The 26,396-nt window shown below is 39.0% G+C and carries 37 protein-coding genes and 1 riboswitch; all 37 genes read left to right on the top strand.

Annotation, left to right across the window (positions count from 1 at the left end):
- Positions 1-29 precede the first annotated feature (29 nt).
- The 37 genes from EO113_RS03960 (at position 30) to EO113_RS03800 (ending at position 26,365) form a co-directional block, all read left to right on the top strand.
- A complete protein-coding gene (locus EO113_RS03960; RefSeq protein WP_127135611.1) occupies positions 30-245 on the top strand; it encodes a helix-turn-helix transcriptional regulator in 216 nt (71 codons plus the stop codon).
- A gap of 174 nt (positions 246-419) precedes the next feature.
- A complete protein-coding gene (locus EO113_RS08140) occupies positions 420-575 on the top strand; it encodes a hypothetical protein (RefSeq protein WP_164726319.1) in 156 nt (51 codons plus the stop codon).
- A 69-nt stretch (positions 576-644) separates the two neighbouring features.
- Complete coding sequence (locus tag EO113_RS03955) at positions 645-911, top strand: hypothetical protein (RefSeq protein WP_127135610.1); 267 nt, start codon at positions 645-647, stop codon at positions 909-911.
- Positions 912-1,088: 177 nt separating this feature from the next.
- Positions 1,089-1,703, top strand: coding sequence for a phage replisome organizer N-terminal domain-containing protein (locus EO113_RS03950; protein ID WP_127135609.1), 615 nt, complete (start codon positions 1,089-1,091; stop codon positions 1,701-1,703).
- Between the two features lie 241 nt (positions 1,704-1,944).
- Complete coding sequence (locus EO113_RS03945; RefSeq protein ID WP_127135608.1) at positions 1,945-2,271, top strand: hypothetical protein; 327 nt, start codon at positions 1,945-1,947, stop codon at positions 2,269-2,271.
- Between the two features lie 36 nt (positions 2,272-2,307).
- Positions 2,308-2,508 carry a hypothetical protein gene (locus EO113_RS03940; RefSeq protein ID WP_127135607.1) on the top strand — a complete coding sequence of 67 codons (201 nt, stop codon included), beginning with the start codon at positions 2,308-2,310 and terminating at the stop codon, positions 2,506-2,508.
- Between the two features lie 101 nt (positions 2,509-2,609).
- Positions 2,610-2,834: a hypothetical protein gene (locus EO113_RS03935; RefSeq protein ID WP_127135606.1), complete on the top strand. Its 225-nt coding sequence runs from the start codon at positions 2,610-2,612 to the stop codon at positions 2,832-2,834.
- 46 nt (positions 2,835-2,880) lie between these two features.
- A complete protein-coding gene (locus EO113_RS08135) occupies positions 2,881-3,033 on the top strand; it encodes a hypothetical protein (RefSeq protein ID WP_164723829.1) in 153 nt (50 codons plus the stop codon).
- Between the two features lie 209 nt (positions 3,034-3,242).
- Complete coding sequence (locus EO113_RS03930; RefSeq protein WP_164726318.1) at positions 3,243-3,623, top strand: hypothetical protein; 381 nt, start codon at positions 3,243-3,245, stop codon at positions 3,621-3,623.
- A gap of 31 nt (positions 3,624-3,654) precedes the next feature.
- Positions 3,655-4,530, top strand: coding sequence for a hypothetical protein (locus tag EO113_RS03925; RefSeq protein ID WP_127068085.1), 876 nt, complete (start codon positions 3,655-3,657; stop codon positions 4,528-4,530).
- A gap of 35 nt (positions 4,531-4,565) precedes the next feature.
- Positions 4,566-5,027 (top strand): hypothetical protein, encoded by a 462-nt coding sequence (locus tag EO113_RS03920; RefSeq protein WP_164726317.1) that lies wholly within the window; start codon positions 4,566-4,568, stop codon positions 5,025-5,027.
- A gap of 10 nt (positions 5,028-5,037) precedes the next feature.
- Entirely contained in the window at positions 5,038-5,208 is a 171-nt protein-coding gene (locus tag EO113_RS08130; RefSeq protein WP_164726316.1) for a hypothetical protein, read from the top strand.
- A gap of 907 nt (positions 5,209-6,115) precedes the next feature.
- On the top strand, positions 6,116-6,754 hold the full coding sequence (locus tag EO113_RS03915) for a trimeric intracellular cation channel family protein (RefSeq protein WP_009352969.1): 639 nt from the start codon (positions 6,116-6,118) through the stop codon (positions 6,752-6,754).
- Positions 6,755-6,816: 62 nt separating this feature from the next.
- Complete coding sequence (locus EO113_RS03910; protein WP_206168648.1) at positions 6,817-8,547, top strand: DUF4127 family protein; 1,731 nt, start codon at positions 6,817-6,819, stop codon at positions 8,545-8,547.
- A gap of 52 nt (positions 8,548-8,599) precedes the next feature.
- On the top strand, positions 8,600-9,703 hold the full coding sequence (locus EO113_RS03905) for an acyltransferase (RefSeq protein WP_062401340.1): 1,104 nt from the start codon (positions 8,600-8,602) through the stop codon (positions 9,701-9,703).
- 187 nt (positions 9,704-9,890) lie between these two features.
- On the top strand, positions 9,891-10,040 hold the full coding sequence (locus tag EO113_RS08125) for a hypothetical protein (RefSeq protein WP_164726315.1): 150 nt from the start codon (positions 9,891-9,893) through the stop codon (positions 10,038-10,040).
- Between the two features lie 114 nt (positions 10,041-10,154).
- Positions 10,155-11,009, top strand: coding sequence for a D-amino-acid transaminase (gene dat, locus EO113_RS03900; RefSeq protein WP_009352893.1), 855 nt, complete (start codon positions 10,155-10,157; stop codon positions 11,007-11,009).
- Positions 11,009-11,530 carry an ECF transporter S component gene (locus tag EO113_RS03895; RefSeq protein WP_009352874.1) on the top strand — a complete coding sequence of 174 codons (522 nt, stop codon included), beginning with the start codon at positions 11,009-11,011 and terminating at the stop codon, positions 11,528-11,530. Before dat ends, EO113_RS03895 begins: the two co-directional genes overlap by 1 nt.
- A gap of 282 nt (positions 11,531-11,812) precedes the next feature.
- Positions 11,813-12,859, top strand: coding sequence for a methionine ABC transporter ATP-binding protein (locus EO113_RS03890; protein WP_127135603.1), 1,047 nt, complete (start codon positions 11,813-11,815; stop codon positions 12,857-12,859).
- On the top strand, positions 12,840-13,493 hold the full coding sequence (locus EO113_RS03885) for a methionine ABC transporter permease (RefSeq protein WP_126940530.1): 654 nt from the start codon (positions 12,840-12,842) through the stop codon (positions 13,491-13,493). Before EO113_RS03890 ends, EO113_RS03885 begins: the two co-directional genes overlap by 20 nt.
- A gap of 10 nt (positions 13,494-13,503) precedes the next feature.
- Positions 13,504-14,313 carry a MetQ/NlpA family ABC transporter substrate-binding protein gene (locus tag EO113_RS03880; protein ID WP_127135602.1) on the top strand — a complete coding sequence of 270 codons (810 nt, stop codon included), beginning with the start codon at positions 13,504-13,506 and terminating at the stop codon, positions 14,311-14,313.
- A gap of 199 nt (positions 14,314-14,512) precedes the next feature.
- Positions 14,513-14,776 carry a YerC/YecD family TrpR-related protein gene (locus tag EO113_RS03875; RefSeq protein ID WP_127010328.1) on the top strand — a complete coding sequence of 88 codons (264 nt, stop codon included), beginning with the start codon at positions 14,513-14,515 and terminating at the stop codon, positions 14,774-14,776.
- 52 nt (positions 14,777-14,828) lie between these two features.
- Positions 14,829-15,605: a TSUP family transporter gene (locus EO113_RS03870; RefSeq protein ID WP_127135601.1), complete on the top strand. Its 777-nt coding sequence runs from the start codon at positions 14,829-14,831 to the stop codon at positions 15,603-15,605.
- Positions 15,606-15,616: 11 nt separating this feature from the next.
- Positions 15,617-16,387, top strand: coding sequence for an SDR family NAD(P)-dependent oxidoreductase (locus EO113_RS03865; protein ID WP_009352933.1), 771 nt, complete (start codon positions 15,617-15,619; stop codon positions 16,385-16,387).
- A gap of 78 nt (positions 16,388-16,465) precedes the next feature.
- Positions 16,466-17,641, top strand: coding sequence for a hypothetical protein (locus EO113_RS03860; RefSeq protein WP_127135600.1), 1,176 nt, complete (start codon positions 16,466-16,468; stop codon positions 17,639-17,641).
- Between the two features lie 17 nt (positions 17,642-17,658).
- The gene (locus tag EO113_RS03855; protein WP_127062338.1) at positions 17,659-18,003 is read left to right on the top strand and encodes a YkvA family protein; all 345 of its coding nucleotides are present in this window, start codon (positions 17,659-17,661) and stop codon (positions 18,001-18,003) included.
- A gap of 52 nt (positions 18,004-18,055) precedes the next feature.
- Positions 18,056-18,466, top strand: a complete 411-nt coding sequence (locus EO113_RS03850; protein ID WP_127135599.1) for a thioesterase family protein — start codon at positions 18,056-18,058, stop codon at positions 18,464-18,466.
- Between the two features lie 3 nt (positions 18,467-18,469).
- Positions 18,470-19,288, top strand: coding sequence for a glutamate racemase (murI, locus tag EO113_RS03845; RefSeq protein WP_127062332.1), 819 nt, complete (start codon positions 18,470-18,472; stop codon positions 19,286-19,288).
- A gap of 8 nt (positions 19,289-19,296) precedes the next feature.
- On the top strand, positions 19,297-19,836 hold the full coding sequence (locus EO113_RS03840; RefSeq protein ID WP_009352952.1) for a hypothetical protein: 540 nt from the start codon (positions 19,297-19,299) through the stop codon (positions 19,834-19,836).
- Positions 19,837-19,846: 10 nt separating this feature from the next.
- Positions 19,847-20,503, top strand: a complete 657-nt coding sequence (locus EO113_RS03835) for a coenzyme F420-0:L-glutamate ligase (protein ID WP_009352865.1) — start codon at positions 19,847-19,849, stop codon at positions 20,501-20,503.
- 50 nt (positions 20,504-20,553) lie between these two features.
- Positions 20,554-20,653: riboswitch (TPP riboswitch) on the top strand.
- Positions 20,654-20,927: 274 nt separating this feature from the next.
- Positions 20,928-21,119: a sulfur carrier protein ThiS gene (gene thiS, locus EO113_RS03830; RefSeq protein ID WP_009352953.1), complete on the top strand. Its 192-nt coding sequence runs from the start codon at positions 20,928-20,930 to the stop codon at positions 21,117-21,119.
- Positions 21,120-21,695, top strand: a complete 576-nt coding sequence (gene thiF, locus EO113_RS03825) for a sulfur carrier protein ThiS adenylyltransferase ThiF (RefSeq protein ID WP_127135598.1) — start codon at positions 21,120-21,122, stop codon at positions 21,693-21,695. It abuts the gene before it with no gap.
- Positions 21,696-21,705: 10 nt separating this feature from the next.
- On the top strand, positions 21,706-22,497 hold the full coding sequence (locus tag EO113_RS03820; protein ID WP_009352895.1) for a thiazole synthase: 792 nt from the start codon (positions 21,706-21,708) through the stop codon (positions 22,495-22,497).
- A gap of 73 nt (positions 22,498-22,570) precedes the next feature.
- Positions 22,571-23,710, top strand: coding sequence for a 2-iminoacetate synthase ThiH (thiH, locus tag EO113_RS03815; RefSeq protein ID WP_206168566.1), 1,140 nt, complete (start codon positions 22,571-22,573; stop codon positions 23,708-23,710).
- Positions 23,697-24,524, top strand: coding sequence for a thiamine phosphate synthase (locus EO113_RS03810; RefSeq protein WP_164726314.1), 828 nt, complete (start codon positions 23,697-23,699; stop codon positions 24,522-24,524). Before thiH ends, EO113_RS03810 begins: the two co-directional genes overlap by 14 nt.
- Before the next feature lie 31 nt (positions 24,525-24,555).
- On the top strand, positions 24,556-25,494 hold the full coding sequence (locus tag EO113_RS03805; protein ID WP_127135595.1) for a glycosyltransferase family 2 protein: 939 nt from the start codon (positions 24,556-24,558) through the stop codon (positions 25,492-25,494).
- A 22-nt stretch (positions 25,495-25,516) separates the two neighbouring features.
- Positions 25,517-26,365: an NlpC/P60 family protein gene (locus tag EO113_RS03800; protein WP_127135594.1), complete on the top strand. Its 849-nt coding sequence runs from the start codon at positions 25,517-25,519 to the stop codon at positions 26,363-26,365.
- The last annotated feature ends 31 nt before the right edge of the window (positions 26,366-26,396 follow it).

The following is a 26,396-nucleotide window of genomic DNA, read 5'->3' as shown; positions in this document are numbered from 1 at the left end:
TATATTTACACATGAAAAGAGGTGATAAAGTGAAGAAGTACAATAAATTAATTGGCTATCGCAAAATGTGTGGAATGACTCAAAAAGATATGGCCAATGTAATTGGCGTTTCTACGGCTCAAGGCTACGGTTCAAAAGAAGTAGGTAAAGTACCCTTTACAGCTGATGAAATGCAAGCAATCCAAAACGTACTCAACAGCCGTTTAGGATTACAACTAACTATTGATGAATTATTCTTTTCTTAATGCTTAACAAACCTCATATAATCACCTACAGCATTAAGAGGGACGATCAAAAAGTATTAACATTTCTAAATATTTATAAAGGGGGAATGCGTATAGAATGCTACTGTATTAAGGTAAATTCTCAACATTTATACATATATTCAACAAATATTTAACAAACAAGAGGTAAACACTATGAAAGAAAAGAACTCACTACCTTGTACCGGGGTTATTAATGTTGATCGTGTATATACAAGCGGTCAGTTAGTGAAATGTATTTTTAATGGTCAAGTCGTGTACATGAATAAAAAGGACTGTAAAGACCTTTGGACAGGTATTACAGTAGATTAGATATAAAACCATTAGGAATATATAAAAAGAGCCTTAACGGCTCAAATAGGTAATAAAAAGGGGTAATATATGCAATCAGTCGAAGAGATTCAAAAGTTATTAAGTAATAGGGGGCTTGTATTAGCGGTATATGATCGTAAACATGATAAGCCTATATACGTACAGCCCTCTTATATCATTCAACATTATTCTATGAGTGCTACCACTGTTACACGGCGAATGCGTGAAATGAAACAGATTAGCAAGTATAAAGATAGCTTTATTGATGGCGGTGAAAGAAAACCGCTTGTAAAGCTAGTAGACTTTGAAAAGTTTTTAAATGAAAGGGGGCAATAATGCTAGATACAGAAAAAACCGCTACAGTAATGCCAATTACTGCAACGGTCGAATGTCGCCCTATAACGCCTATACAGGCAAATTCAAACACAATGATTCAGGGGACTATACTATTATTTTACATGGTTTATTAGATATTGCCAATACATAATATTTATAGGAGGAAATAGGTAATTAATGGAAGAAAAATATACAATTCCTGTACTAGGTGAAAGCCACTATAAGGAGTTAGAAGAACAACGAAAAAAATTAAATCAACAAGCGAAGATGTTAGAACAGCAAGCAGAAAATGAAGTATCTTTACAGGATGATCAAGAGGAAACAGTACAAGCTGTAGAGGAAATGGCTACACCGAAGAAAAAGAAAACCAAACAGGAACGTATAAAAGAGGCTATAGAACGTGGAAAACAGGTTTATAGATGGGTTAGATTACATGAAAATCATTTCACATCTTTAAAAATGAGGAAACTAAGAAAACAAGAACACGGTGAAACAATGCTTGTTATTTATTTGAAAATTGTTTTACATAGCCTTAAATGGAATGGATTCATCTACTATGAGGAAGTGGGCGATTCAATAGCCGAGGAAATAGCCGATTCAATTGGCGAAGATAAAGAGCTAGTAGAGAAAACTATATTATTTATGATCAACACTAATCTTGCAACTATTGGAGATAATAAAGAGGTGTTGAATATAGAAGAGTTTAAGGATATAACTGGTCCTGAGACTAATGCAGAACGACAACAGGCATTTAGAGCAAGAGAATATAATAAGAAATTAGCAACACAATGACCATGTAACGAATATGTAACGGAGATGTAACGAATATGTAACGGAGATGTAACAAGGGTGTCACATTATGTAACTAATAGATGAGAATAGAAGAGAATAAGAATAGAAGAGATAAGAAAAGATTTAGATAAGAAGAGATTCAGAAGAGAGTGAGATTCAGAAGAGAGGAGAGGATACCCAAGGAGAGGGTGAATATGTGTATAACTTTATATTTAGTGGTCATTAATCAACAGGGGATTATATGAAAGAAAATGTTTTAAAAGAATTTACAAGTTTTATCAGGAACAACAAAGAAGCAAGGGAACAGGTACGCCAATTACTGCTTGAGATTTTAGGAGATAACTCACCACAAACAAAACACGCACCCGTGTTAGAAGAAGTGAAAGAATTTGTAAAGGTAAATGATTTATGTATTGATCCTCTTAAATTCTACTATCACTATCAAGCGAAAGGGTGGCAAGGTGTAACAGATTGGCAAGCATTAGCTTATAAGTGGAGCATTGAAGATGAAAAAGTGCATAAAATAAAAAAGCAAATTGATTGGGATACTGAGCCTGATGGTTTGTAATAGCACATATTACAGGGACAAGGAGGTTTATTTATAATGAATGCAGAAGATGTAAAGCCTTTGACTAAAGAAAATCAACTAGCAACAAAAATCGAAAATATCAGAGAGTTATTATACGTTGGTATTGACTGTAACAACAATCAAGATATTACAGGTACGCACGTTATTTTAGCGACTGTAACTGAATACTTGCTAACAGATTTAGAGGAATGTGTTGCGATGGCCTTTAAAAAATAGGCCTATAGGGTGAGTTAGTGGCTTTCTAGGTGTAATCTACTAGGGAGTCACTATAAGCCCCTTAGCGTTGAAATTAGCCGTATTAAATGGAGGTTTATTATATGAAACATGAGTTTAAATTGCAATTTAAGGAAAAAGAAGCGTTACTGACGGTAGTAAGGGCAAGATTGCTTGAAAAAGGTATCAAAGATTGTGATATTGATGAATTTAATTACTTAATGTCAAGATGTTATGAGTTAGGGTGTTTTCATTCTATGCAAAAATTTAGAGAGGATAGCTATTATTTTGATTTATCCGAAAGGAAAGCAAAAAAAGATAAAAAATGATTTAAAGCGTGGTTGAAGCGTGGTTAAATTGTAAAAAAGGTGATAAATGAAACTACATTGGAAGATAGATAACAAGGAACAGTTGAAAGAAATTGATGTAATTCTAAAGCAGATTCGAGAAAAATTCTATATGCATTCATTGAAAGTACGACCTAATCAAAATGGGTCATATGATGTGTATTTACAGCCTAAAAAGTAGCTATTTTATGCTATTTGTGGTATAATATAGATAACATAACAAGTACCGCATATATTGTAAAATTGGTGTTAAAGACCTTGTGGCGTATCTCAATATATGTAAGCATATGGCGTGGGAAAGTGTATACCTCCGTTTACACTATCTCACGCCTTTTTGTTATGTGTTTATTTACTCTTATTTTTAGAAAAGAGGTACTTTACATGGAAAACATGGATCAACAAGAAAAAACTTTTACGCAAGATGAAGTAAACAAAATCGTATCAGACCGCTTAGGCCGTGAAAAAGAACGGTATGAAAAGGACTATCAAGCAAAAGCGGAGGAACTGCGACAACAGGAACTGCGTATAAAAGGTACGGAACTTTTAAAATCACATCATTTTAGTGAGGAAATGTACGATATTTTAAAGTTCAGTAATACCGAAGAATTAGAAACTAGTATTTTATCATTAAAGAAAGCATTACAAGGTACACATACAAGACTAGGGCCAACAGGTGTTACACCGGGCGAGCCTAGATCAATTTATCTTAGCGATTCCGAACATAAGCAATCACTAGCAGAAGACCCAATACGAAAGGGTATGGGCTTGTAGTAGTACCTTGTTATGAAATGAGGTAACAACAATGGCTATTCAATTAGCAACAAAATTCGCACCATATGTAGACGAATTATTTACAAAAGAGTCACGTATTGACTTATTAACTAACCGTGATTTTGATTTTGACGGAGCAAAAACAGTCAATATCTACAAAGTAGGTACTGTAGAAATGACTGATTACGCAAGAACAAAATCAGAAACAGGCGAACGAGTAGAAAAACAAGTCAATAATGGACGATTACAGATTAATAGCTTGTATGGCAATATCGTTGACTTAGAAGCAACAACAGAAACCTTTACATTGCGTAAGGATAGATCCTTTACATTCGTTATTGATAAGTTAGACCAAGACGAAACCGTACAGCAATTAGAGGCTAGTTCTGCATTAGCAAGACAGCAACGACAGGTAATCATTCCTGAAATTGAAACGTACATGCTAGACCAAATTTTAAAAGGAGCCGGTACAACGCCTGAGCCTGTTACTTTAACCCCTGAAAATATCTTTTCTGAAATTATCAAGGCCACAAATGCACTAGATAATGCGTTAGTGCCTGATAACGGCCGTGTATTGGTGGTAACACCTGATACATACTCTATCTTGAAACAATCTAAAGATATTGTATTAAATACCGAAGTAGGCCAAGATATGCGTTTAAAAGGGGTATTAAGTAACCTAGACGGTGCAACGGTGATAAAAGTACCAACTAGCCGTTTACCTGAAAAATTCGGTTTTGCTATGGTACATCCTAGTGCAACAGTAGGCGTTACTAAGCTAGCAGATTTTATGATTCATGAGAACCCTCCGTTTATCAATGGTCATTTAATCGAGGGGCGTATTGTGTATGACGCTTTTGTACTAGAGAACAAAAAGAAAGCAATCTATTTACAAAAGACTGTATAAGGATCAGGGGGAGTAATTCCCCCTTTTTCTTGTATATGATAGGGGTAATGATGTATACGTATGATTCAATGCTATTGATATTAAAAGGTTTTAGGCGTATTGGCCAAAAAATCCATGATTTACAAGGCGAGTTAGAAGTATATAATCAAGGATATGCACCACAAAATCATGCTCTACCTATTCATGTAACAGGCGGAAAGCATAAAGATATATCAAATCGCTTAGTGGATGTAGAACAAGTAAAAGAAGAATTAAACCTGTTATACAAAAAGCACGATCAGATGTATTCTATTCTTGATCAATTTGGCGACCAATTAATAGGGAAACTAAGTATTAAAGCTGATATATGCATTATCGAAACTAGGGCTTATATACTTGATATATGCATATTTTTAGGGAAGATAAACAGCAGAAAAAACAAGAAGTATATTCCCATCTTTACGCATTGGGTCAACTGTAAAAATATTGTAATTCCTAACCCTTATGAATTTGTGTAGGAGGTAGCAGATGAAAAAGGAAACAAAAAAAGTATTTATGGCTATTTTCTTGTTATCTTGTTGTATCGTGAAAATTGGTGAAATTGTGATACAGCTACAAGAAATAAAAGATAGAACAGTAATATTGAAAAATCGGATAAAAGGTAAATTTGATGAAAGAAAAACGATTCAAAGAGTTTAGGGCTATGAGCCTTAGCTATAAATTATTGGTTATTATTGGTATAATTGATGTAATAGGATTTACATTAGAGTGTATATACTCAATTATATATAACCTTTATATGCATGCATAAAAGCAATTCTTGTATTTTGTGGCAAGATGGTATATAATTGTGGCATAAAGTGTAAAACTCCTCATCATGAGGGTAACAAAAAAGGACGGGTGCAAGCCGTCCTTTTTGTCTTTCTTATTTTCTGTTTTTGAAGATCTCAATCAATATGTGAGAAATAACATAAATCATGATACCTTGAATTACAGGGGCTAGAAAGTTGCCTACTTGTGTGTAAAACTCCTCAAACATGAAAGTCACCCCCTTTCATGATGAAATGAGGATACATAAAGTATACCATATTTTAGGCTTGAATGTGTGCGAATATTCGCCGTTATTGTGTGGTTATAATAGTCTAGGTATAAACTATAGGGCGACTATGGAAAAGCCCCGTACAGGCGAAATAAGAGCGTTATTTTTTGAGATCATAGCCGTAAATAGTCAGAAAAAAGAAAAACAAGACTAAAAGCCGTACAGCTGATAGCCTTGTTTATGAGGTGATTATACATAGTAGTTTTGCCCCCTATCTTGCCCCCTGTAGGGGGTGGAAAGTGGAAAAGCTAGGAGATAAGCGGGTTTATAGGGTGTATCCCTAATCCTCCGCCAAGGTTTAAAAGCGTTTATGCACTGCATAGACGCTTTTATTGTTATATCATTGTATTTTGTGGCAAGATACTATATAACTCTGGAATAGAGTGTAAAATTCCTCATCATGAGGGTAATAAAAAAGGGCGGATACAACCGTCCTTTTCGCTTTATAAAATGTCTAGTATCTTGCTCAAAAGAATGGTACAATAATTCCGTATGAGGAGGCTTTGTATGGATTTTTTATGGTTATTATTTGACATTATTGGAACAATTGCCTTTGCGATTTCTGGCGCACTTTTGGGGATTCAACGGCGTATGGATATTTTTGGTATACTGATTTTGGCGCTGGTAACTGCTATTGGAGGTGGGATTGTACGAGATGTTATGGTAGGACGCATACCGCCCACATCTTTGCAAACGGGCTTATATATTTCTATCACGTTAATTACGGTTGGGATCATGTTTATCATGTATCGTTATGGCTGGAATCGTTATATTGAAGGTAAAGGTGCGACGAAAGTGTATCTGATAGCAGATGCTTTAGGTTTGGCTTCGTTTACAGTGACAGGAGCGACTATTGGGATAGCTACAGATCCAACTAACTTGGTGCTCACCGTTGTGTTAGGTGGAATTACAGCTGTGGGTGGCGGTATTATCCGAGATATTTTAGCACATCGCACGCCGAGTGTGTTGAAAGAAGAAGTGTATGCCTTGCCAGCTTTATTAGGTGGGATTGCCTACTTCGTAGTGTATGCTATAGGACATCAAATAGTGGCATCCTATGTGACATTCCTTATCGTTTTTATCATTCGCATGATAGCCATTGAGTATCATTGGAATCTGCCGCGTATTGATCGGATTCATCGATAATTTACATATGACTAATCAAGATAATAAGCAAAGAATACTATAAAATAGGAGATATATAAAACATGAGAAAACAACAATGGCGACATAAGTTTGCGATTATGGCTACAGCGGTGGCAACTGCGGTATTGAGCCATGCGATCACTGCAGAGGCTACGACAGTACTCTATGTACCACAAGATGACCGCCCAGTGAGTTTGGCTTATACGGTGGCTACGGCTCAAGATGCAGGATATACGGTGTTAACACCACCTCAATATTACATTTCAGGTCGTAACTTTCAAGGAAATGCAGAAGCGATTTGGAAATGGGTTGATGAGAATATTAGTAAAGCAGATGTGCTTGTGTTAAGTACAGACTCCTTAATCTATGGAGGCCTTGTAGATTCTAGAAAACACAATTTAGATTTACATACTTTGGAATATCGAGTACATCATATTGAAGATTTGCACAAAAAATATCCTAATATACCAATGTATGCATTTGGTACGGTGATGCGCTCTCCTCGTGCTAGTGGTGGCGGTGTGGAGCCAGCCTATTATGATCAATATGGCCCGACTATTTTCCGTATTGCTGCTTTACAAGATAAATTGGACAGTCAAAAATTGACGGCAGATGAACAAAAAGAGTTGTTCATGTTGCAAGCTACGGTGCCAGTGGAATTTTTACAGGACTGGTTCCATCGTCGTCAAAAAAATATGGAAATTAATCGTCAATTAATTGATATCACTAAAAAAGGTGTATTTAAATATTTTGCATTAGGTCATGACGATACTAGTAGTTTATCTCAATCGGCTATGGAAGGTCGTTATTTACAAAAATATAGTAAAGGACTTTCCCCTACGCAATATGGTAGTTTCCCAGGAGCAGATCAATTAGGATTGTTATTAATCGCTCGTGACCATGTGGATCGCAATCACTTGACACCGACATTTGAGGTTATTTATCCATTAGGTGGTGGTGGTGAGACAGTACCACATTATGAGGACCAAAAAGTAGAAAAAACAATTGCTGAACATGTAGTGGCCGTAGGTGGCAAGATGAAAACTAAAGGAAAACCATCTGTGTTACTAGCAGTAAATACGCCATTAGGTACAGTGACAGGTGAGTCAGAAGCTTTTGAAAACTTCCCTATGATTTCTAGAAGTACCAATGAATTTTTAGACCATATTCAAGCAGCTATGAATCAAGGAGTACCTGTTAGTATTGCAGATATTGCCTATTCCAATGGATCGGATAATACATTGGTCTATGGATTGTATCAACGGGATTTACTGTATAAAGTTAGTGCTTATAATGGATGGAATACGGCAAGTAATACTATTGGCTATGCCATAGCACAGGGTATTTTAGGAGTGCATATGGATGATCAAAGTCATCGAAATATGTTGACACAACAATATTTGGATAATTGGGCATACCAAGCAAATATTCGTAAAGATGTGTATCGTATGCAAGATTCCATTCGTACAGATAATGTGAAATATACAGGAACCTTAAATGAAACTTTGGAAAGTTATATGGGTGAGCGAGTGCAAGACTTTGCGGCGACTTATTTAAAATTGGATCCACGCACTGTATCCGCTCGATTCCCATGGGGACGATTGTTCGAAACAGATATTACCGTGTATCGTGAACCTGTAGCTCCGTTACAAAAAGAGTTGCGTTTACGCCGTGAAGCAGAAGCAAGAGCTAAAGCAGAGGCTGAGGCAAAAGCAAAAGCGGAAGCAGAGGCGAGAGCTAATAAAGCAAAAGCAGACGCAGCAGCTGCAAAAGCAAAACAAAAGGCTCAATAAGGTAATACAATACAAGGAGAGAGGGGCGTAGCCCCTCTTTTTTGGAGGAATTATGAGAAAACCAGCTATACCGGCCATTACCTATATGCGGGGACTATGTATGTTAGGTGTGATCGGTATCCATGTAGGGTCCTATGCATTAGCGAACCCTACGATTAATATACATCTATTAGGACTGTTAGAAATTGTGTCTCGCTTTACAGTGCCTGCCTTTTTCTTCTTGTCTGCCTTCGGGTTGTTCTATCATACATCGGTGGAGGATGATTTTTCTTATTCTGACTTTTTGCGCCGTCGCACGCAGGTGGTGCTCTATCCCTATATTGTGTGGACTATCCTATATACGGCCTACAATGCGGTATTAGCTCATAACGCATGGGGACTGATGCCACATGTGTTAGGGTTGACTCTACTTTTTGGAAATGGCATGTATCATCTGTATTTTCTAGTTATACTTCTTTGGTTTTACGCTTTGATGCCACTTTGGCGATGGGCCCTGCGGTCTATACTGAAAGCCCCCATAGTGCTGATGACTATATTGTTTTTTGCGCAAATGGCAGTGAATTATTGGTCCTCTTATATGGCAGGTTCTGTACAATTTTCGCAAGAATGGTTGCAGTATATCTTTAGCATGCGCCTCAATTATTTTGTAGGATTTTATATATGGATTTTCCTATTAGGGGGGATATTAGCAGAACGCTTTGATACAATGTTGGAATGGATTGACTCCCACGGTTTCGGCATCACGGTTGGATTTATTTTATCCTTAGTGGCTATGTTAGGCTCCTATTACTATGTAATGGCAGAGTGGGGATATACTCGATTAGAGGCCATTTATACAGTGCATCAGCTAAGTCCACAAGGATTGGTGTATACAGGTATGGGTTGTATCTTTTTTGTGTGGGCGTTCACCGTGTCATCTATGAGTGACATAGTGGAAACCTTTTGGACAGAATTGGGAAATGCGTCCTATGGTATTTATTTGGTGCATCCATTTATGTTGATTCTGTTAGATAAAGTTTTGCAAATCGGCGGATTAGGATATACAACAACGACAGTCGTGCTTATGTATGTGAGCGCAGTCATCTTATCTTTTGGAGTGACAAAAGGATTAGAAACATTGCCGAAACAAGTACGGGCTTATGTATTAGGCAAGTAAGTCATTTCTTGTAACACTATGCAGCCTGTGGCGTTTGTAACTTAATAAGCAAAGGGAAGAGCACGACATACCCCTCTCAAACGGTATTTCATAATGTATCGTCACTTGTTTTGCTATGTAGCCTGTGGCGTTCGTAATTAAATAAGGTAAATGGAAGACCGTAACACACCCCTTCTCAAACTATACAGTGGTTATGTTTGTTCAGGGGTATGTTACGGTCTTCTTGCGTTTGTATGATTTAGGTAATAAGGAACGCCACAAGGCTGCTACTCGTAAACGCGTTCCTCAGGTGGAGGGACGTTATTTGCAAACTTGCGCGTTGCTTAGTTTGCGTTAGTGGTAGATTGTTTGCTTCTACAGGAGATTTGATGTAAAAGGTGTAGAATTTTATACTTGTCTGTACTATAATGAAGATAATACTTGATTCGTATGTATACTATGAGGTGTTACTATGAAAGAATTAACATATTTTAATGGCGAGATGGTAGAGTCTGGCGCCAAGGTGGTTAGTCTTGATGATAGAGGATATTGTTTTGGTGATGGTGTATACGAGGTAGTGCGGGTGTATAATGGTCGCGCTTTTGCCTTTTCCTATCATCAAGATCGCTTGTATCGTTCGATGCGTGAAATGGACATTCCTGTGCGCATGCCTCCTGATGAGTTGCAAGAGTTGCATGAAATCATGATTGAACAAAGTGAAATTACTGATGGATATATTTACTTACAGATTACTCGAGGGGTAACACCACGTCATCATGCGTTTGAGCGTTCTAAATTAGAACCGCAAATGTATATGTTTATTAAACCGATTACAACGGATTTAGGGGCCTTGCAAGAAGGTGTAAAAGCCATTACCTTGCCTGATGAACGGTGGGCTCGTGTAGACATCAAAACACTAAACTTAATTCCTAATATTTTGGCACAAACAAAAGCCGAGAAAAAAGGTGCTTATACAGCTATTTTAGTGCGTGATGGCATCGTTACAGAAGGGGCTACATCTAATGTATTTGTGATGAAAGATGGTGTGTGTTATACGCATCCAGCCAACCATCATATTTTAAAGGGTATCACCCGTCAGTTAGTGGTAACTCGTGTAGCACCAACAGCAGGAATTACGATTATTGAGCGTGAATTTGATGAAGCTTTCCTAAAAGATGCAGACGAAATCTTCTTCACCGATACCATTGGTGGCATTATTCCGATTACCACCTTAAATCGTGAACCTGTAGGTGATGGTAAACCAGGTAAAGCTGCAAAAGTATTAGCTGAACAATTACAACATTTAATGGAAGAAGGGTTAGCATAATGTCAGTCAAAACGATAACAGGAAGTGCCTTGCTCTTAGCTATTGCTTTGCTAAGCCAAGGATTTCTTCGCATGATTATTCCTATGCACGGTTTAGTGCAATTTTTAGTAGGCTCCATCGTAGGTGCTTGTACGGCATTGGCTACCTGGCGCTATGGTTTGTGGAGTGGATTCGTTGTAGCTTGTGTAACGCCTCTCATGGCATTTTTACAAGGTATGTTGACCATACCTTTATTTGTACCTGTGGTGGCTATTGGTAGCATGGCATATGCAATTACTGTAAAGGTATTAGGAACAAAACGTGTATGGATGACAGCAATTACAGGGGCCATTGTAAAGAGTGTAGTTCTTTATGGACTATTCTTGGCTTTATTCCAGTTGATGCCGGGCATTCCTGAAGCAATGCAAAAAGGCATCTTGTTCAGCATGGGCTGGCCACAGCTGATTACTGGTAGTTGCGGCATTTTCTTGGCTGCTTTTATTGCAAAACGTGGTGGTATTAAGCTACAGAAACAAGACTAGCTAGTATGTGAATTGTATGTAAGGGAGTGTATTTCATCATTATATAATAAGTATATAGTGAGTTAACATAGGGGCCCCTACCTAGGAGGGAGCACGTTTGTTATAAAGAGTAAGCACCTCTAAATATGGAGTTATAGATTTAAGTTATAAAAGACGATAGGCAAGTAGTATAGTGGGAATTATTGACAGTCTGTCTACTCACATTGTACAATTTATGCATACCCAAGAGCTCTTAGGTTACTGAGGGCTCTTTTTTATTTAGTTTGAAAAGGAGAGGATTTCATGATAGAACTTAAACAGATTCGAAAAGTCTATGAAGGTGCTGTCCGCGTGGAAGCCTTGAAAGAAATTAATGTATCTATAGAAGAAGGCGAAATTTTTGGCGTTATTGGTCAATCTGGGGCCGGTAAATCTACCTTGATTCGTTGTATCAATATGTTGGAACGTCCTACATCTGGATCCGTTATTGTGGACGGTGTAGATTTAACGAAGTTGAACACAGTAGAATTACGTGAAGAACGTAAACACATTGGTATGATTTTCCAACACTTTAATTTACTTTCATCCCGCACAGTGTACGACAATGTAGCATTTCCATTGGAATTGCAAGGATTGTCAAAAGAAGAAATTAGAGAACGTATTTTACCAATTCTAGACATCGTGAAACTGTCGGATCGTTTAGACAACTATCCGTCTCAATTATCCGGTGGTCAAAAACAACGTGTTGGTATTGCCCGTGCCTTAGCCAGCAATCCAAAAGTGTTATTATGCGATGAAGCTACGTCAGCTCTTGACCCACAAACAACAAAATCTATTTTAGCCTTGTTGAAAGATATCAATCGTCGATTAAACTTGACCATTGTCTTGATTACTCATGAAATGAATGTTATTAAAGAGATTTGTGATCGTGTAGCTGTTATTGAAGGTGGTACGATTATTGAAGAAGGTCCTGTAGTGGATGTATTTACAGAACCAAAACAAGCTACAACGAAAGAATTCGTGTCTGCCATCATCCGTCATGACTTGCCAGAAGATGCCATTGCTCATTTAACATTGAATGAAACTTGGGTAGAAGGAGCCAATCCGATTGTACGATTGACTTTCAAAGGCAATGTAACAGATGAACCTGTAGTGGCAAGCATTATTCGTAAATTTGATACAGATGTAAGTATCTTGTTTGGCGGTGTAGATTATATTCAAGATATGAGCTTTGGTCATTTGATTGTAGAATTAAAAGGGGAGCGTGCTAAATCAGAAGCGGCTATCGACTACTTACATAATTTACCAATTGGAAGCGAGGTGATCGGTTATGTCACAGCAAATCATTAATTTATTGCTACAAGGTTTCTTAGAAACTGTACAAATGACGGTGATTTCTACTGTAGTAGCCGTTCTATTAGGGGTTCCTTTGGGCGTAATTTTAGTCATCACCAGCCGTGGTCATATCATGCAAAATGAAGCGGTGAATAAAGTGCTAGGTGCTATTGTAAATGCCACACGTTCCATTCCTTTCATCATTTTGATGGTAGCCATCATTCCATTTACTCGATTAGTGGCAGGTACATCTATTGGTACGACTGCAGCTTGCGTGCCATTGACCTTAGCAGCCATTCCATTCTTGGCTCGTTTGGTAGAAACAGCGATCAAAGAAGTGAATGGAGGTGTTATCGAGGCAGCTCAATCCATGGGGGCTACACCATTGCAGATTATTTGGAAAGTGTTGTTGCCAGAAGCGTTACCAACATTAATCGATAATATTACAGTCTTAATCGTTAACTTAATTAGCTATTCTGCTATGGCAGGTGCTATCGGTGGTGGCGGTCTTGGGGATATTGCGATTCGCTATGGATACCAACGTTTCCAAGGAGATGTGATGTTAGCCACTATCATCATCTTAATTGTATTAGTACAAGTCATCCAAAGTGTAGGTGACTATTTATCCCGTAAAGTGAATAAAAAATAAAGGAGATACTATGAAGCGTATTTTAGTCGGCTTATTAGCCATTACATCTTTAGTGTTACTATTAGCAGGATGCGGTAAAGAAGAAGCGAAACCAACAGCAGATGCACCGATCAAAGTAGGTGTAACAGCAGGTCCTCATGCAAAAGTTATGGAATTTGTAAAAGGTGAAGCAGCAAAACAAGGATTGAACATCGAAATCGTTGAGTTCAGCGATTATATTCAACCGAATATTGCCTTAGATCAAAAAGAATTGAATGTGAACTCTTTCCAACATCAACCATTCTTGGATAACACAGTAAAAGATAAAGGCTTGAAAATTCAATCTATCGGCAAAACTATTTTGTTACCAATGGCAATTTACTCTAACAAATATAAAGATTTAAAAGATGTACCAAATGGCGCTACTGTAGCGATTCCTAACGATCCTACCAATGGTGGTCGTGCCTTGTTATTATTACAACAAGCAGGTTTGATTACATTAAAAGACGGTGGCACTGTAAAATCTTCCGTAGCAGATATTACAAGCAATCCTAAAAACATTGATATTCGTGAATTAGAAGCGGCACAAATTGCTCGTTCCCTAAATGATGTTGATGTAGCAGCAGTGAATACAAACTATGCAATTCCAGCAGGTTTGAACCCACAAAAAGATGCTGTTGTAGTGGAAAGCACAGATTCTCCATATGCTAATGTAATTGCTGTTCGCACAGAAGATGTAAATAATGAAACATATAAAAAATTATTGTCCATTTACCAATCTGAACCAGTACGTAAATTCATTCAAGAAGAATTCAAAGGATCTATTATCCCAGCGTTCTAAGTGAAAAGGATCAGCAAACAATTATACAACAGAGGTTAGTTGATATACGAGTATCAACTAACCTCTATTTTTTTGTACAAGAACAATGAATTAATGATATATGTATGATATTTCCTATGGTATAATGGTAGTGAAATAAAGTACATTCTGAATAGAATTATGAAGGAGTAGAAGGTTGAATCAAAAACTTAAGAATCCAATGCATGACCAGTTATTTCGGGCAGTCTTGTCGTTGGAAACACTAGAAGAATGTTATGAATTTTTTGAAGATATTTGTACCATTGGAGAATTAAAATCTATCTCTCAACGCTTAGAAGTGGCACGATTATTGAAAGCAGGTACAGGGTATGAGCAAATTGTAGAATTAACAGGAGCTAGTACGGCGACCATAAGCCGTGTGAAACGGTGCTTAAATTATGGTGCCGATGGATATAATAAAATTTTGCCTCGTATTGAGGACTAGAAGATACAATAAGACATCAAAGTGATGTATATAAGAGAGGAGGGCTCACACTATGGAAGGTGATTTACTCATAGGTATCATACTATTTTTTGCAGGAGCCCTAGCGGGGTTTATTGATTCCATTGTAGGTGGAGGTGGGTTGATTTCGTTACCCGCTTTGATGCTGACGAATATGCCGGTGGCTATGTGCTTAGGGACCAATAAATTATCTAGTGTCTTTGGATCTGGCACAGCAATGATTAACTTCGCCAGAAACAAATTGGTAGATTGGACATTCGTGAAATGGATCATGCCATTCACTCTGCTTATCTCTATGGTAGGCGCCTATATAGCAGTCTATGTGCCAGGCACATTTTTAAAACCCCTTATTATTGTATTATTGTTGGCAGTGTTCATTGTGGTGCTTACCAAAAAAGATTGGGGTACCATAGCACAAGTGGAACGTAAATCAGGATGGAAATTACTTGCTTATGTAGCAGTGGCTATTGTTATCGGCTTATATGATGGATTTCTTGGACCTGGCACAGGGGTGTTTTTAATATTCTATTTCTTGTTTATGGGTTATGATTTTTTAGGCGCATCAGGAAATGCCAAAGTACTAAATACAGTGAGTAACTTTGGGTCCTTGATGGTGTTCATCTATATGGATCAAGTGAACTATGGCTATGGTTTAGCAGTTGCAGCGGGACAAATTATTGGCGCTACTGCGGGATCAAAGTTAGCCATGGTGAAAGGCGCAGGACTAGTGAGATTTTTGTTTATCGCTATGTCTCTGACAATGTTAATGAAATTGTCCTATGACTATTTACTTTCACAGGGGATTATATAGTAGGAGTAACTATGCAAAAATTTAGTGATAATCAAGTAGCATTAATTAGCGGCGGCACATCGGGCATAGGCTTTGCTACGGCAGAATTGTTGTTAAAGCAAGGCTGGTGTGTGGTGATTAACGGCCGCAATGAATGGGATGGACAAGAAGCGGTGGTAAAATTGCGCCGTATTTCCTCGAAAGTACGATTTGTGCAAGGAGATGTAAGTAAGGTTATGAATTGCCGTCGTATTGTGGAAGATACGATTCGTTTGTTTGGCAATTTAAATGCCTTAGTAACGGCAGCTGGGTATTATGAAGAACGACTATTGGAAGATGTGGATGAGCAAAACTTTGATGAGATGTTTGGAACGAATGTAAAAGGTACTGTCTTTTTATGCCAAGCCGCAGCACCGTACTTGAAACAAGTGCATGGTAGTATTGTGACTATATCAAGTGATGCAGGACTACAAGGTAATGTGGCGTGCACTGTGTACGGAGCATCCAAAGGGGCTGTAGTGAGTTTTACGAAATCACTGTCCTTAGAAATGGCGCCTCATCGTGTTCGCGTTAATTGTGTATGTCCTGGTGATGTAGACACTTCATTAGTGGCAAAACAATTAGCCAATGAACCATCGGGTGATATTGTGAAAGCTAAGGAAGAAATGGCTTTACACTATCCATTAGGACGGATTGCTCAACCGCGAGAAGTAGGCGAAGTCATTGCTTTTCTTATTAGTGAGAAAGCATCTTTCGTGACGGGTGCAGCTTGGACTGTAGACGGTGGACTAACAAGTTGGTAATTCATTGAGAAATTTGATACAATAAGGGTAATAAGTACATTTACACTTAATGTTTTGTGGTCAGTATAGGAGACAAATATGGAGCAGTTGGAATACAATAATGCAACACTTCCTCAAGCAACGAATGTACAAGAAGAAGTAGAAATGATTTGCCGTTGGGCAGCAGCTCGTGCAGCTGGTATCGCGGCATTACCAAAATTTAATTATGTAGGTTTATTGGCTAATGATGTGTACATGGTATCACGCATTGCTCAAGTATATGGTGTATGCCCTGCTAAAGAAGGGGTGACTGGATTTTTAGTCGGTCTTGGTGGTAGTGCTGTAGCAGCGTTAGTATGTACAGTCGTACCAACAGTGATTCTTCGCGTTCCGGTGGCAGCGGCTATTACCTATGGTGTTGGTAAAATGGCTGCAAAATGGATTGAAGATGGTATGCCAGCATGTCCGAACTATGAAGAATATCGTCAACGTTTAGTAGATATTTATGAACATAATAAAGAAACAGTTATCACATTGGCGAATACACCACTTCGGGATAAGCCGTTGGGTAATGAAACTGTAGATTTCTTAGATGATGTACAGGTGTCTGGTAATGATTACTTAGCAAGTGCCAAAGGCTTTGCAGGTTCTTTTGTTGGAGCTGATTTGTTGGCTAATGTAAGTGCTGTAAAAGATCTAGCAGTAGGAGCCGTATCCATCTTGGCAGCTACGGTGAAAGACACATTAGAGAAAAGTGGTAATGAAGAATTACTAGATAATGCTCGTCATGCTGCAAAAGGCGTAGGCTCTTTACTTAAAATTTTAGCAACTGAAGCATTATCTTTAACTGGTGCCGTAGCAGGTACATCAGCATCTAAAGCAAGCGTATATACAAAAGCCGCTTATGAAAAAGCAGATACGGTGCGACAAACATTAAATGATTCTTTACAAACTAAAGTAGAACCAGTGGTGGAAAAAGCCACAGCTGTTATGCAAGATGTAAAAGAAGTGGTAGAACCAAAATTACAACAAGTAAAAGAAAAGGTAGAACCAAAACTTCAACAGGTAAAAGAGGTGGTAGAGCCGACATTACAGCAAGTAGAAGAAAAAGCTTCTGAATTGACAGCCAAAGCGATTGATCACGCACAAGAAGCGGTGCAAGACATTCGTGAAAAAGCGGAAGTTGTGAAGGAAACAGCAGTAGAATTGGCAGAACAAACAAAAGAAAAAGCCATTGACTTAGCAGAACAAGCAAAAGACAAGTTCAAACAATAATCAGAGAGGTTATAACTATGAATATCTTACAAATCCTTAAGTATGGAAAAACCTTTACATCTGATGCCTTTATGTCTACTGTGAATCGCATGGGTCGTAATATTATGTTTGCACGAAAAGCTGTTATGTTATATTATTGTTTACGTGATGCAGATACACCAGCATTTGTAAAGGCCGTTATTGCAGGCGCTTTAGGATACTTGATATTGCCTATTGATTTTATCCCAGATAGCGTACCAGGTCTTGGCTGGGTGGATGATGTGGCAGTATTAGCAATTGCTATGAAAGTAGCGAATCGCTATATTAAGGCTTCCCATAAGGAAAAAGCACAAAAATTTGTGCCTATCGGATCAATTGATTAATCAGTAAAGGGGCTCTTTGGAGCCTCTTATTGCATAGGAAAGGTAGTATACGATGATTTCTACATCTTTACGTGTCCGATTTTATGAAACGGATATGATGGAGATTGCCCATCATACGAATCATTTACGGTGGTTTGAAATGGGGAGAATTGAATATTTTCGCCGCTGTGGTATTAGTCTATGGGACATGATGCAAGAGGGCATCGTCTTTCCTATTACAAAAGTGAGCTGTGAGTATAAGGAAGTGGCACGCTTTGATGATGTATTGCGGGTGGAATTAACAGTAGCCTCTTTGTCGCGGGCTCAATGTACTTTCACATATCGGATTATCCGTGACAGTGATAATGCATTGATCTGCACAGGGGAAACACAAAATGTGTTTACTGCTAAAGAAACAGGTAAAATTATTCGCTTGCCAGATGTATTTTTTAAACCCATGAAAGCCGTAGCAGAGGAGGAGTAGGGAATGACGCCCATACAGAAGGAATTACCTATTGGAGTATTCGACTCTGGAATCGGTGGATTGTCTGTATTATCTGTGCTAGCACAAGAATTTCCGGAAGAAGATTTTATTTATGTTGGAGATAGTGCAAACAATCCAGTAGGCAATAGGCCGATTGAGGAAATTGAAGGCATTGCTACGAAAATTGCAGAGTTTTTAGTGGCCCAACCAGTGAAATTTATAGTGATCGCATGCAATACATTTTCTGTGGTAGCCTTGGACAAACTATCCAAACAATTTGATGTACCTATTGTGGGGATGGCCCAGGGGATTCATGATGCTCTGCGTATCAAAGTCAAACAGAAACGTAAAGGACCTTTAGGCATTATGGCTACCGTCGCGACTATTAATAGTCATAAACATATGGATGCGGTACATAGCTTAAAACCTCATGTGAAAGTGGTAGAACAAGGCTGTAAAGATTTGGCGGCCTGTATTGAAGAAGGTCATTTAGATGATGCAGTTTTACGACATTGTGCAAAAGAATATGTACAGCCTTTGGTAGAGGCAAATGTGGAAGTGGCCATTTTAGGATGTACCCACTATCCTTTAGTAGAACCCATATTGCGTGAGTTGGCTAAAGAACAAATTTGCTTTGTAGACCCTGCGTGGGAAACATCTGATGCTGTAGGAGCTATTTTGTACGGAGAAGATTTGGAGCAGACATCAGGTAGGAAAGGCTCTATACAAGTTTGTGTTACTAGCCATGCGGATCGAGTAACGTCTATCGTACAAGATATTTTCAAGGATACTAGCTTAGAAGCTAAGCTCATTACTCTATAGGAGGAATTATGTATATTTACACATTAATAGATACCCTAGTGTGGATAGCCTGTATCATTGCTATCATTTATATTGCCTACCGCATATTTGCATGGCGCCAAGGCAATGAAGACATTGTGATCATGGTGAAACGTCGCACTCCATTTGTGGTAGAAGACATTAGTTTTGATCAAGTAGTGTTATCTACGGATATTCCATTCGTGAACAGAGGCAAACAATACGGAACCATCATGGATATGTTCCCTCGTCATTTATTACCACAAGAACAATTTGACAATGTGCGAATTCAATCGTGGTTAACCGATGCAAAGGCAGAACGTCATGATGGTTATTGGGAAGCGTTAGTCTATAAGCAACGACAAGGAAGTACCATTCGTTTGCGTCTAGTGATGACGGCTAATAGTGGTAACATTCGTAAAGACTTAGTGGGATTCCCGGACATGCCTATCGATATCTACCATCAAGTAGTAGGCCGTGAGGCATACCGTATTTCAAAAACTAGAATTACTCTAACTGCAGAAGAGTTAGAAGTAGCAATGCGTAAATAGGAGGTATATCATGGCTGAATTAGAACTTTTACCAATCCCTACGCGCATTTTAACGAACAAAGATGATATCGTTGAGGCTATCGTAGAATTTGCAGGCCCTTATATTGGACCAGAAGATATTGTGTGCGTAGCAGAATCCGTCGTGGCTATCACGCAAGGGGAGTTTACACGACCAGAAGATTTAAAAGTATCTTGGCAAGCTAAATTTTTAAATCGCTTTATTCATCCGGATGGATCTATGGCATCTGTGTATGGTATGCAAGCAGCTATGGATAAAGAAGGGGAATGGAAAATGATGTTTGCCTTCCTCTGTGGAGCCGTAGCTAAAGTGTTTAAAAAATCTGGCGTGTTCTATCAAATGGCACGGACCGCATCCTTAACAGATGATGTGACAGGGACTATGCCTCCGTTTGATAAATGCATTGTATATGGACCAAAACAACCACATGCAGTAGCCGATGCTATCATGAAAGCCACAGGAGCCTATGGAGCTTGTGTAGCGGACGTGAATGATTTAAAACGAGCGGCTATCTTAGGGCATAGTCGTGGATTGAAACCGCAGCAAATTGCGCAAATTTTAATCGATAATCCATTTGGCAATGATAGCCAAATGACACCTATCGTTGTGATTAAAAATTATGCCTCTGTGTCTGCACGGAGACGATAAAAATTGTTGATACTTCGGCTTGCAAATTGAGTCGTATCAGCGTATACTGAAAGAGAACTTTGGGGAGCCTAATGGCTGAGAGTAAACGAAAGTTTTGACCCATAACCTGATTTGGATAATGCCAACGTAGGATAAGTTTGATTCGTCATACTGAGGACATCCAACAGGATGTCCTTTTTTTGTGTCTTTCATAGGATGGTATATCGTATAGAGGTACAGAATAGAGGTACATCGAAATGGATGCACAAGTGGAACAGAATAGTGAGACGATAGAGTGCTACAGCATGAAGGGGCATACCACCGCGGGTATGGTTTTTCGTGCTGTTTTTTTATACTAGTATGTGGTGAAGGAGCCATGACGGATAATTGGTATGATACTAGTTTGAAATAGGTATATAGCATACGCTATAGTTAGGAGGATATGATGAAAGTAAATGGAGCAACCTATCATTATGAGGGGCAAACAGTGCAAGAAGTACTGGCAGCCTTAGCGTTTCGAATGGATCGCATCGTAGTGGAATATAATGGGAAGATTCTTTCTAAAGCAGACTGGGAATCGACTCGTGTGAGTCCTGCAGACACAATGGAAGTAGTAACCTTTGTAGGAGGTGGCTAAATGGTATCTTTACAAGATAAAAAAGTTCTGCTCATCGGTGTAGGCGGTGTTGGTTCTCATGTGGCAGTGGCATTGTGCCGTGCTGGAATTGGTCAGTTAGAAATCGTAGACTTCGACGTTGTGGATGAAAGTAACTTAGGTCGTCAATATTATGAGGTGAATGATGTAGGAGTTTTAAAAGTAGGGGCTATGAAAGGCCATCTCAATCGGATGAATCCAAACTGTGAAGTCATCGTTCATAATGAATGCCTTACACCAGAAAGATTATCTGAATTAATCGATGGCTATGACATGGTCGTAGAAGCAGTGGACAAGGCTGTCACAAAAGCGTGGATGACAGAAGTGATTTTGACCCATCCTGCAGAGCCTTTATTAGTTGGCTGTTCCGGTATGGCAGGTTGGGGGGATAGTAATGGTATCCGCCGTGAACGGAGACACCATCGTTGGTATCTATGTGGTGATGGTGTGAGTGATATCGATTCTATCGGAAAAATTACTGCGGCTCGTGTCATGGTGTGCGCCGGACATATGGCAAATGCCGTCATTCAATTATTACACGGAGAAGATATTGATTAAGGAGGAACCTATGACACGTTCAGTAAAAGATATGGAAACACAAGATACATGGACCTTAGGGGGACATACATTACATTCTCGATTTATCTTGGGGTCTGGAAAATTTTCTATCGACTTAATCGAGGCTGTCCTAGAAGAAGCGGGTGCAGAAATGATTACCTTAGCCCTACGTCGTGCGGTAGGTGGAGAAGTGGAAAATATCCTAGATGCTATCCCAAAGGATACTATCTTAATCCCTAATACGAGTGGCGCTCGAGATGCTGAAGAAGCGGTGCGTATAGCAAGATTATCCCGAGCTACAGGTTGTGGAGATTTTGTAAAAGTAGAAATTATGAAAGATTCAAAATATTTATTGCCACATAATGGGGAGACCATTAAGGCTACAGAAATATTAGCAAAAGAAGGATTCATCGTTATGCCATACATGTATCCAGACTTAGAAGTGGCTCGTGATTTGGTGAATGCTGGAGCCGCTGCGGTGATGCCTTTAGCGGCGCCAATTGGATCTAATCGTGGATTGCAGACAAAGGAATTTATCAAAATTTTAGTGAATGAAATTGATTTGCCTATCATTGTAGATGCTGGTATTGGTGCTCCATCCCAAGCAGCAGAAGCTATGGAAATGGGCGTAGCTGCGATCATGGCAAATACAGCCGTAGCTTCTGCGGGTCATATTCGAGGTATGGCGAAAGCATTTGGTTTAGCCATCCAAGCAGGACGGTTGGCATATTTGTCAAAATTAGGGCCTACTCTTGAAACCGGTGGTAGCGCTTCATCTCCGTTGACTGGATTTTTGAGATAATAGGAAAGGAATAGCCATGTCTAGTACCACCAGATACCATATAGATGATCCATGTTGGAAGTATCGCCCCCACATGGATCAAATTGAAAGTCCCATTTTAGAAACGGTATTGCGAGAACGTGAGCAATATACATACGATCGATACACAGCAGATGATGTGCGCCGTGTATTGCAAGAAGATACCATTGATGTAGAAGGATTGAAAATTTTATTATCTCCTGCAGCAGAACCATTTTTGGAAGAACTAGCGGAAAAAGCAAAGGCCGTACGAACACGATACTTTGGCAATTCTGTGTATTTATTTACACCGTTATATATTTCAAACTATTGCGATAACCTATGCGTGTATTGTGGCTTCAACTGTAAAAATCAGATCCATCGGGCGAAGTTAGATGAAGCAGGTATTGAAGAAGAGTTAAAAAATATTGCCAAAACAGGATTACAGGATATTTTAATTTTGACTGGGGAAAGTGAACGTCATAGCCCTATTTCTTACATTGGGCGTGCCTGTGAATTAGCAAAAAAATATTTCAAAGTAGTAGGCGTAGAAATTTACCCTGCCAATGTAGACGATTATGCGTACCTACGAGAATGCGGTTGTGATTATGTGACCGTATTCCAAGAAACCTATAATTGGGAAAACTATAAAACATTACATTTGTTAGGAAATAAAAGCGTATTTCCCTATCGACTTGAAACGCAAGAACGAGCTTTACGAGGAGGAATGCGTGGAGTAGGGTTAGCAGCCTTATTGGGATTGGATGATTTCAGAAAAGATGCCTTTGCCACTGCTTTGCATGCCCATATGCTACAACGTGCGTATCCTCATGGAGAAATTAGTATTTCCTGTCCACGCCTGCGGCCTATCGTCAATGATGATACCATCAATGCAGGGGACGTAGGAGAAGCTCAATTATTGCAAGTCATCTTGGCATATCGCTTATTCCTACCCTATGCAAATATTACGATTTCCACTAGAGAAACAGCCAGGTTCCGTAACGGGGTCCTACCATTAGCAGCGACGAAACTTTCAGCAGGTGTCAGCACAGGCATTGGTGAACATTCCTCAGAAGAAAAGAAACAAGAAGAAGGGGATGCACAATTTGAAATTGCTGACAGTAGAACTGTAGCAGAAGCCATGGAAGATGTGAAAGCCTTAGGAATGCAAGTGGTGATGAGTGATTATATCGATGTGCTCTATGAAGAAAAATAACCCATCTATAGATACCTTAGTGTTGATTACAAATCGCCAGCTACTGAAAGATGACATAAGTTTAGTAACATATGGTGCAGCACTGTCTAGAGGGATAGAAAGACTACAAAAGTATGGCAAGCATTGTATTAATCATACAGAAGAAAGTAGTTTACCGTATAATATACGTAGAGCATATAGATCTACAGTAAAAGCGAATCTTCATAGTACTAAATTGCCTGGTGCAAGGGCAGATAGTGCTGAACCAGACAACTGGATGAGAAATCACAGTAGTCTGTATACCCTGTGCCGTGATACTGATTTACCCTTTGAGGAGTATCTCCAACTCTGCGATACCATAGGTAGTACCGTGGTATACCATGGCAAGGTTATTACGAATCGAGAACAATTAGGAGTAGTTTTGGCAAAAGCGAAACGAATACATATGCCCACTAATCTAATACGACATTGGAAATCTGAACAAGAAGAACTATGGATTACCTTGCAACAACATTTTCAGGACATAACTATGTGGAGTACCGTCCACAACGAAGATGACATCAAGTTGTTAGCCTCCCTAGGAATCCCTAATTTGGAGTACGTCTTAATCAGTCCCATCTTTCCCACACCATGCAAAACAGGACACCCTGGCATTGGCGTTAAGAGGGGAAAGGAGCTGTTGAAACAAATTCAGACTCATTACCCACAAGTACAAGGTATTGCTTTGGGAGGTATCCACGAGCACAATTACCAAACGTGTTTGCAACATTCTTTCACTGGCGTAGCTATTATGTCTGATTTCATGGAGTTTGCAAAACAAGTCTCAATCCTGTAAAATAGATAGGTAAAGATCATAAGGAGGAGCTATGTTACTGTCAATTGTTGTTCCCGTATTTAATGAGGAAGATAATATTCAAAAATTTTATACTACAGTCAAAGATGTATTGCAAACACTTGACTATGACCATGAAATTATTTTCGTCGATGATGGGTCCAGTGATGATAGTGCAGGCATGCTACGATATATTGGTAATCAAGATCCAAAAGTAAAAGTGCTGTTATTGGCAAGAAACTTCGGTCATCAATTAGCCTTGACCTGTGGATTAGATTACGCCCAAGGTGATGCGGTAATCACTATGGATGGAGATATGCAACATCCACCAGAATTGATTCCAGAAATAGTCAAACATTGGGAAGCAGGTGCAGATGTAGTACGTACCATTCGCGATTCCACAGAAGATGCTAGTTGGGCAAAAGCTTTTACCTCGAAATACTATTACAAAGTGCTTAATAAATTAGCCAATGTTCCTATCGTGGAAGGTGGTTCCGATTTTCGTTTGATGAATCGAAAATCCTTAGAAACATTGAAAAACTTCCGTGAACATGGTAGATTTTTGCGGGGCATTGTAGGCGACTTGGGATTCGTACAACATGAATTTCACTTCGTGGCACCCCCACGCTTTGCAGGGACTTCTAAATTTAGTGTAAAAAAAATGATGCGCTTTGCTTTAGACGGCATTACAGCATTTTCTAGAGTACCTTTGCGTTTAGCCTTATATATCGGCTTGCTATGCGGACTATTAAGCCTGATTATGATCGGACACATATTGTTTGTTCACTTCTTCTCTGACAATGTTATCAGTGGTTGGTCTACCTTAGGGGTGGCTATCTTCTTCCTAGGTGGCGTACAATTGGTAGGCATTGGTATCATCGGAGAATATGTGGGACGAATTTTTGAAGAAGTCAAACAACGACCGTTATATTGGGTGAAAGACGCCATAAACTGTCACATACAAGACAAATAATAGTATATAAGAGAGGAGTCCTATGACGAGTAAAAAGAAACAATACCTGGCAGTCGCTCTATTAGTAGGTTTTTTAGGTACTAGTGTACAAGGAGCTTACCAATATGGTGATACAGGCAATGAAATTCTTGGTATTCAAAAGAAACTCATCGCTGCTGGTTATAAAGCTAGGGAAACTAGCGAATATGATGCAAACACAAAGTGGGCTGTTAGATTGTTCCAAAAAGATAATGGATTAACAGTGGACGGAATATTGGGAGCAGTGACCTATAAAAAGTTGATGGGTAAACCACTGCCAGCCACAACTAATACAGTGTCAAAGAAAAAAGAAATTTCTGAAAAAGATGCTAAATTATTAGCCCATATTGATCCAAATAGAGAATCCACAGCTATCACATCTACGTTAAAGCATAAAAAAGACAAAAGCTCTGCCCCACAAGGGCTGACTTTCAAAAAGAAAGGCAAAACATATAAAGGCTTAGAGATTGGACATCAACCTATATCTGGCAATGTGAAAGAGATTTTGACCTATGCTAATACGTTTACGGGAGTGCCTTATAAATTTGGAGGCACTACACCAGCAGGGTTTGATTGTTCGGGATATATTCGCTATGTATTCCAAAAAATTGGTTACGATTTACCACGTCAAGCTGACGAACAGTACACAGTGGGTAAAAAAGTAGAGAAAAGTAATCTACAACCGGGTGATTTAGTGTTCTTTGAAACCTATGAACCAGGGATTTCCCATTCTGGTATTTACATCGGCGATGGACAATTCATCAGTGCCACATCTAGCAGTGGTGTAGCCGTAGCAGATATTGATGATAGCTACTGGGGACCACGCTATGTAGGGGCAAAACGCGTACTATAATACACAAGCTGTAATGATGATGTCATTACAG

It is taken from the genome of Veillonella sp. 3913, from assembly GCF_003992235.1.
Lineage (GTDB): Bacteria > Bacillota > Negativicutes > Veillonellales > Veillonellaceae > F0422.
Note: the sequence above shows the minus strand (reverse complement) of the source record. Positions and strands in the feature narration are given on the sequence as shown.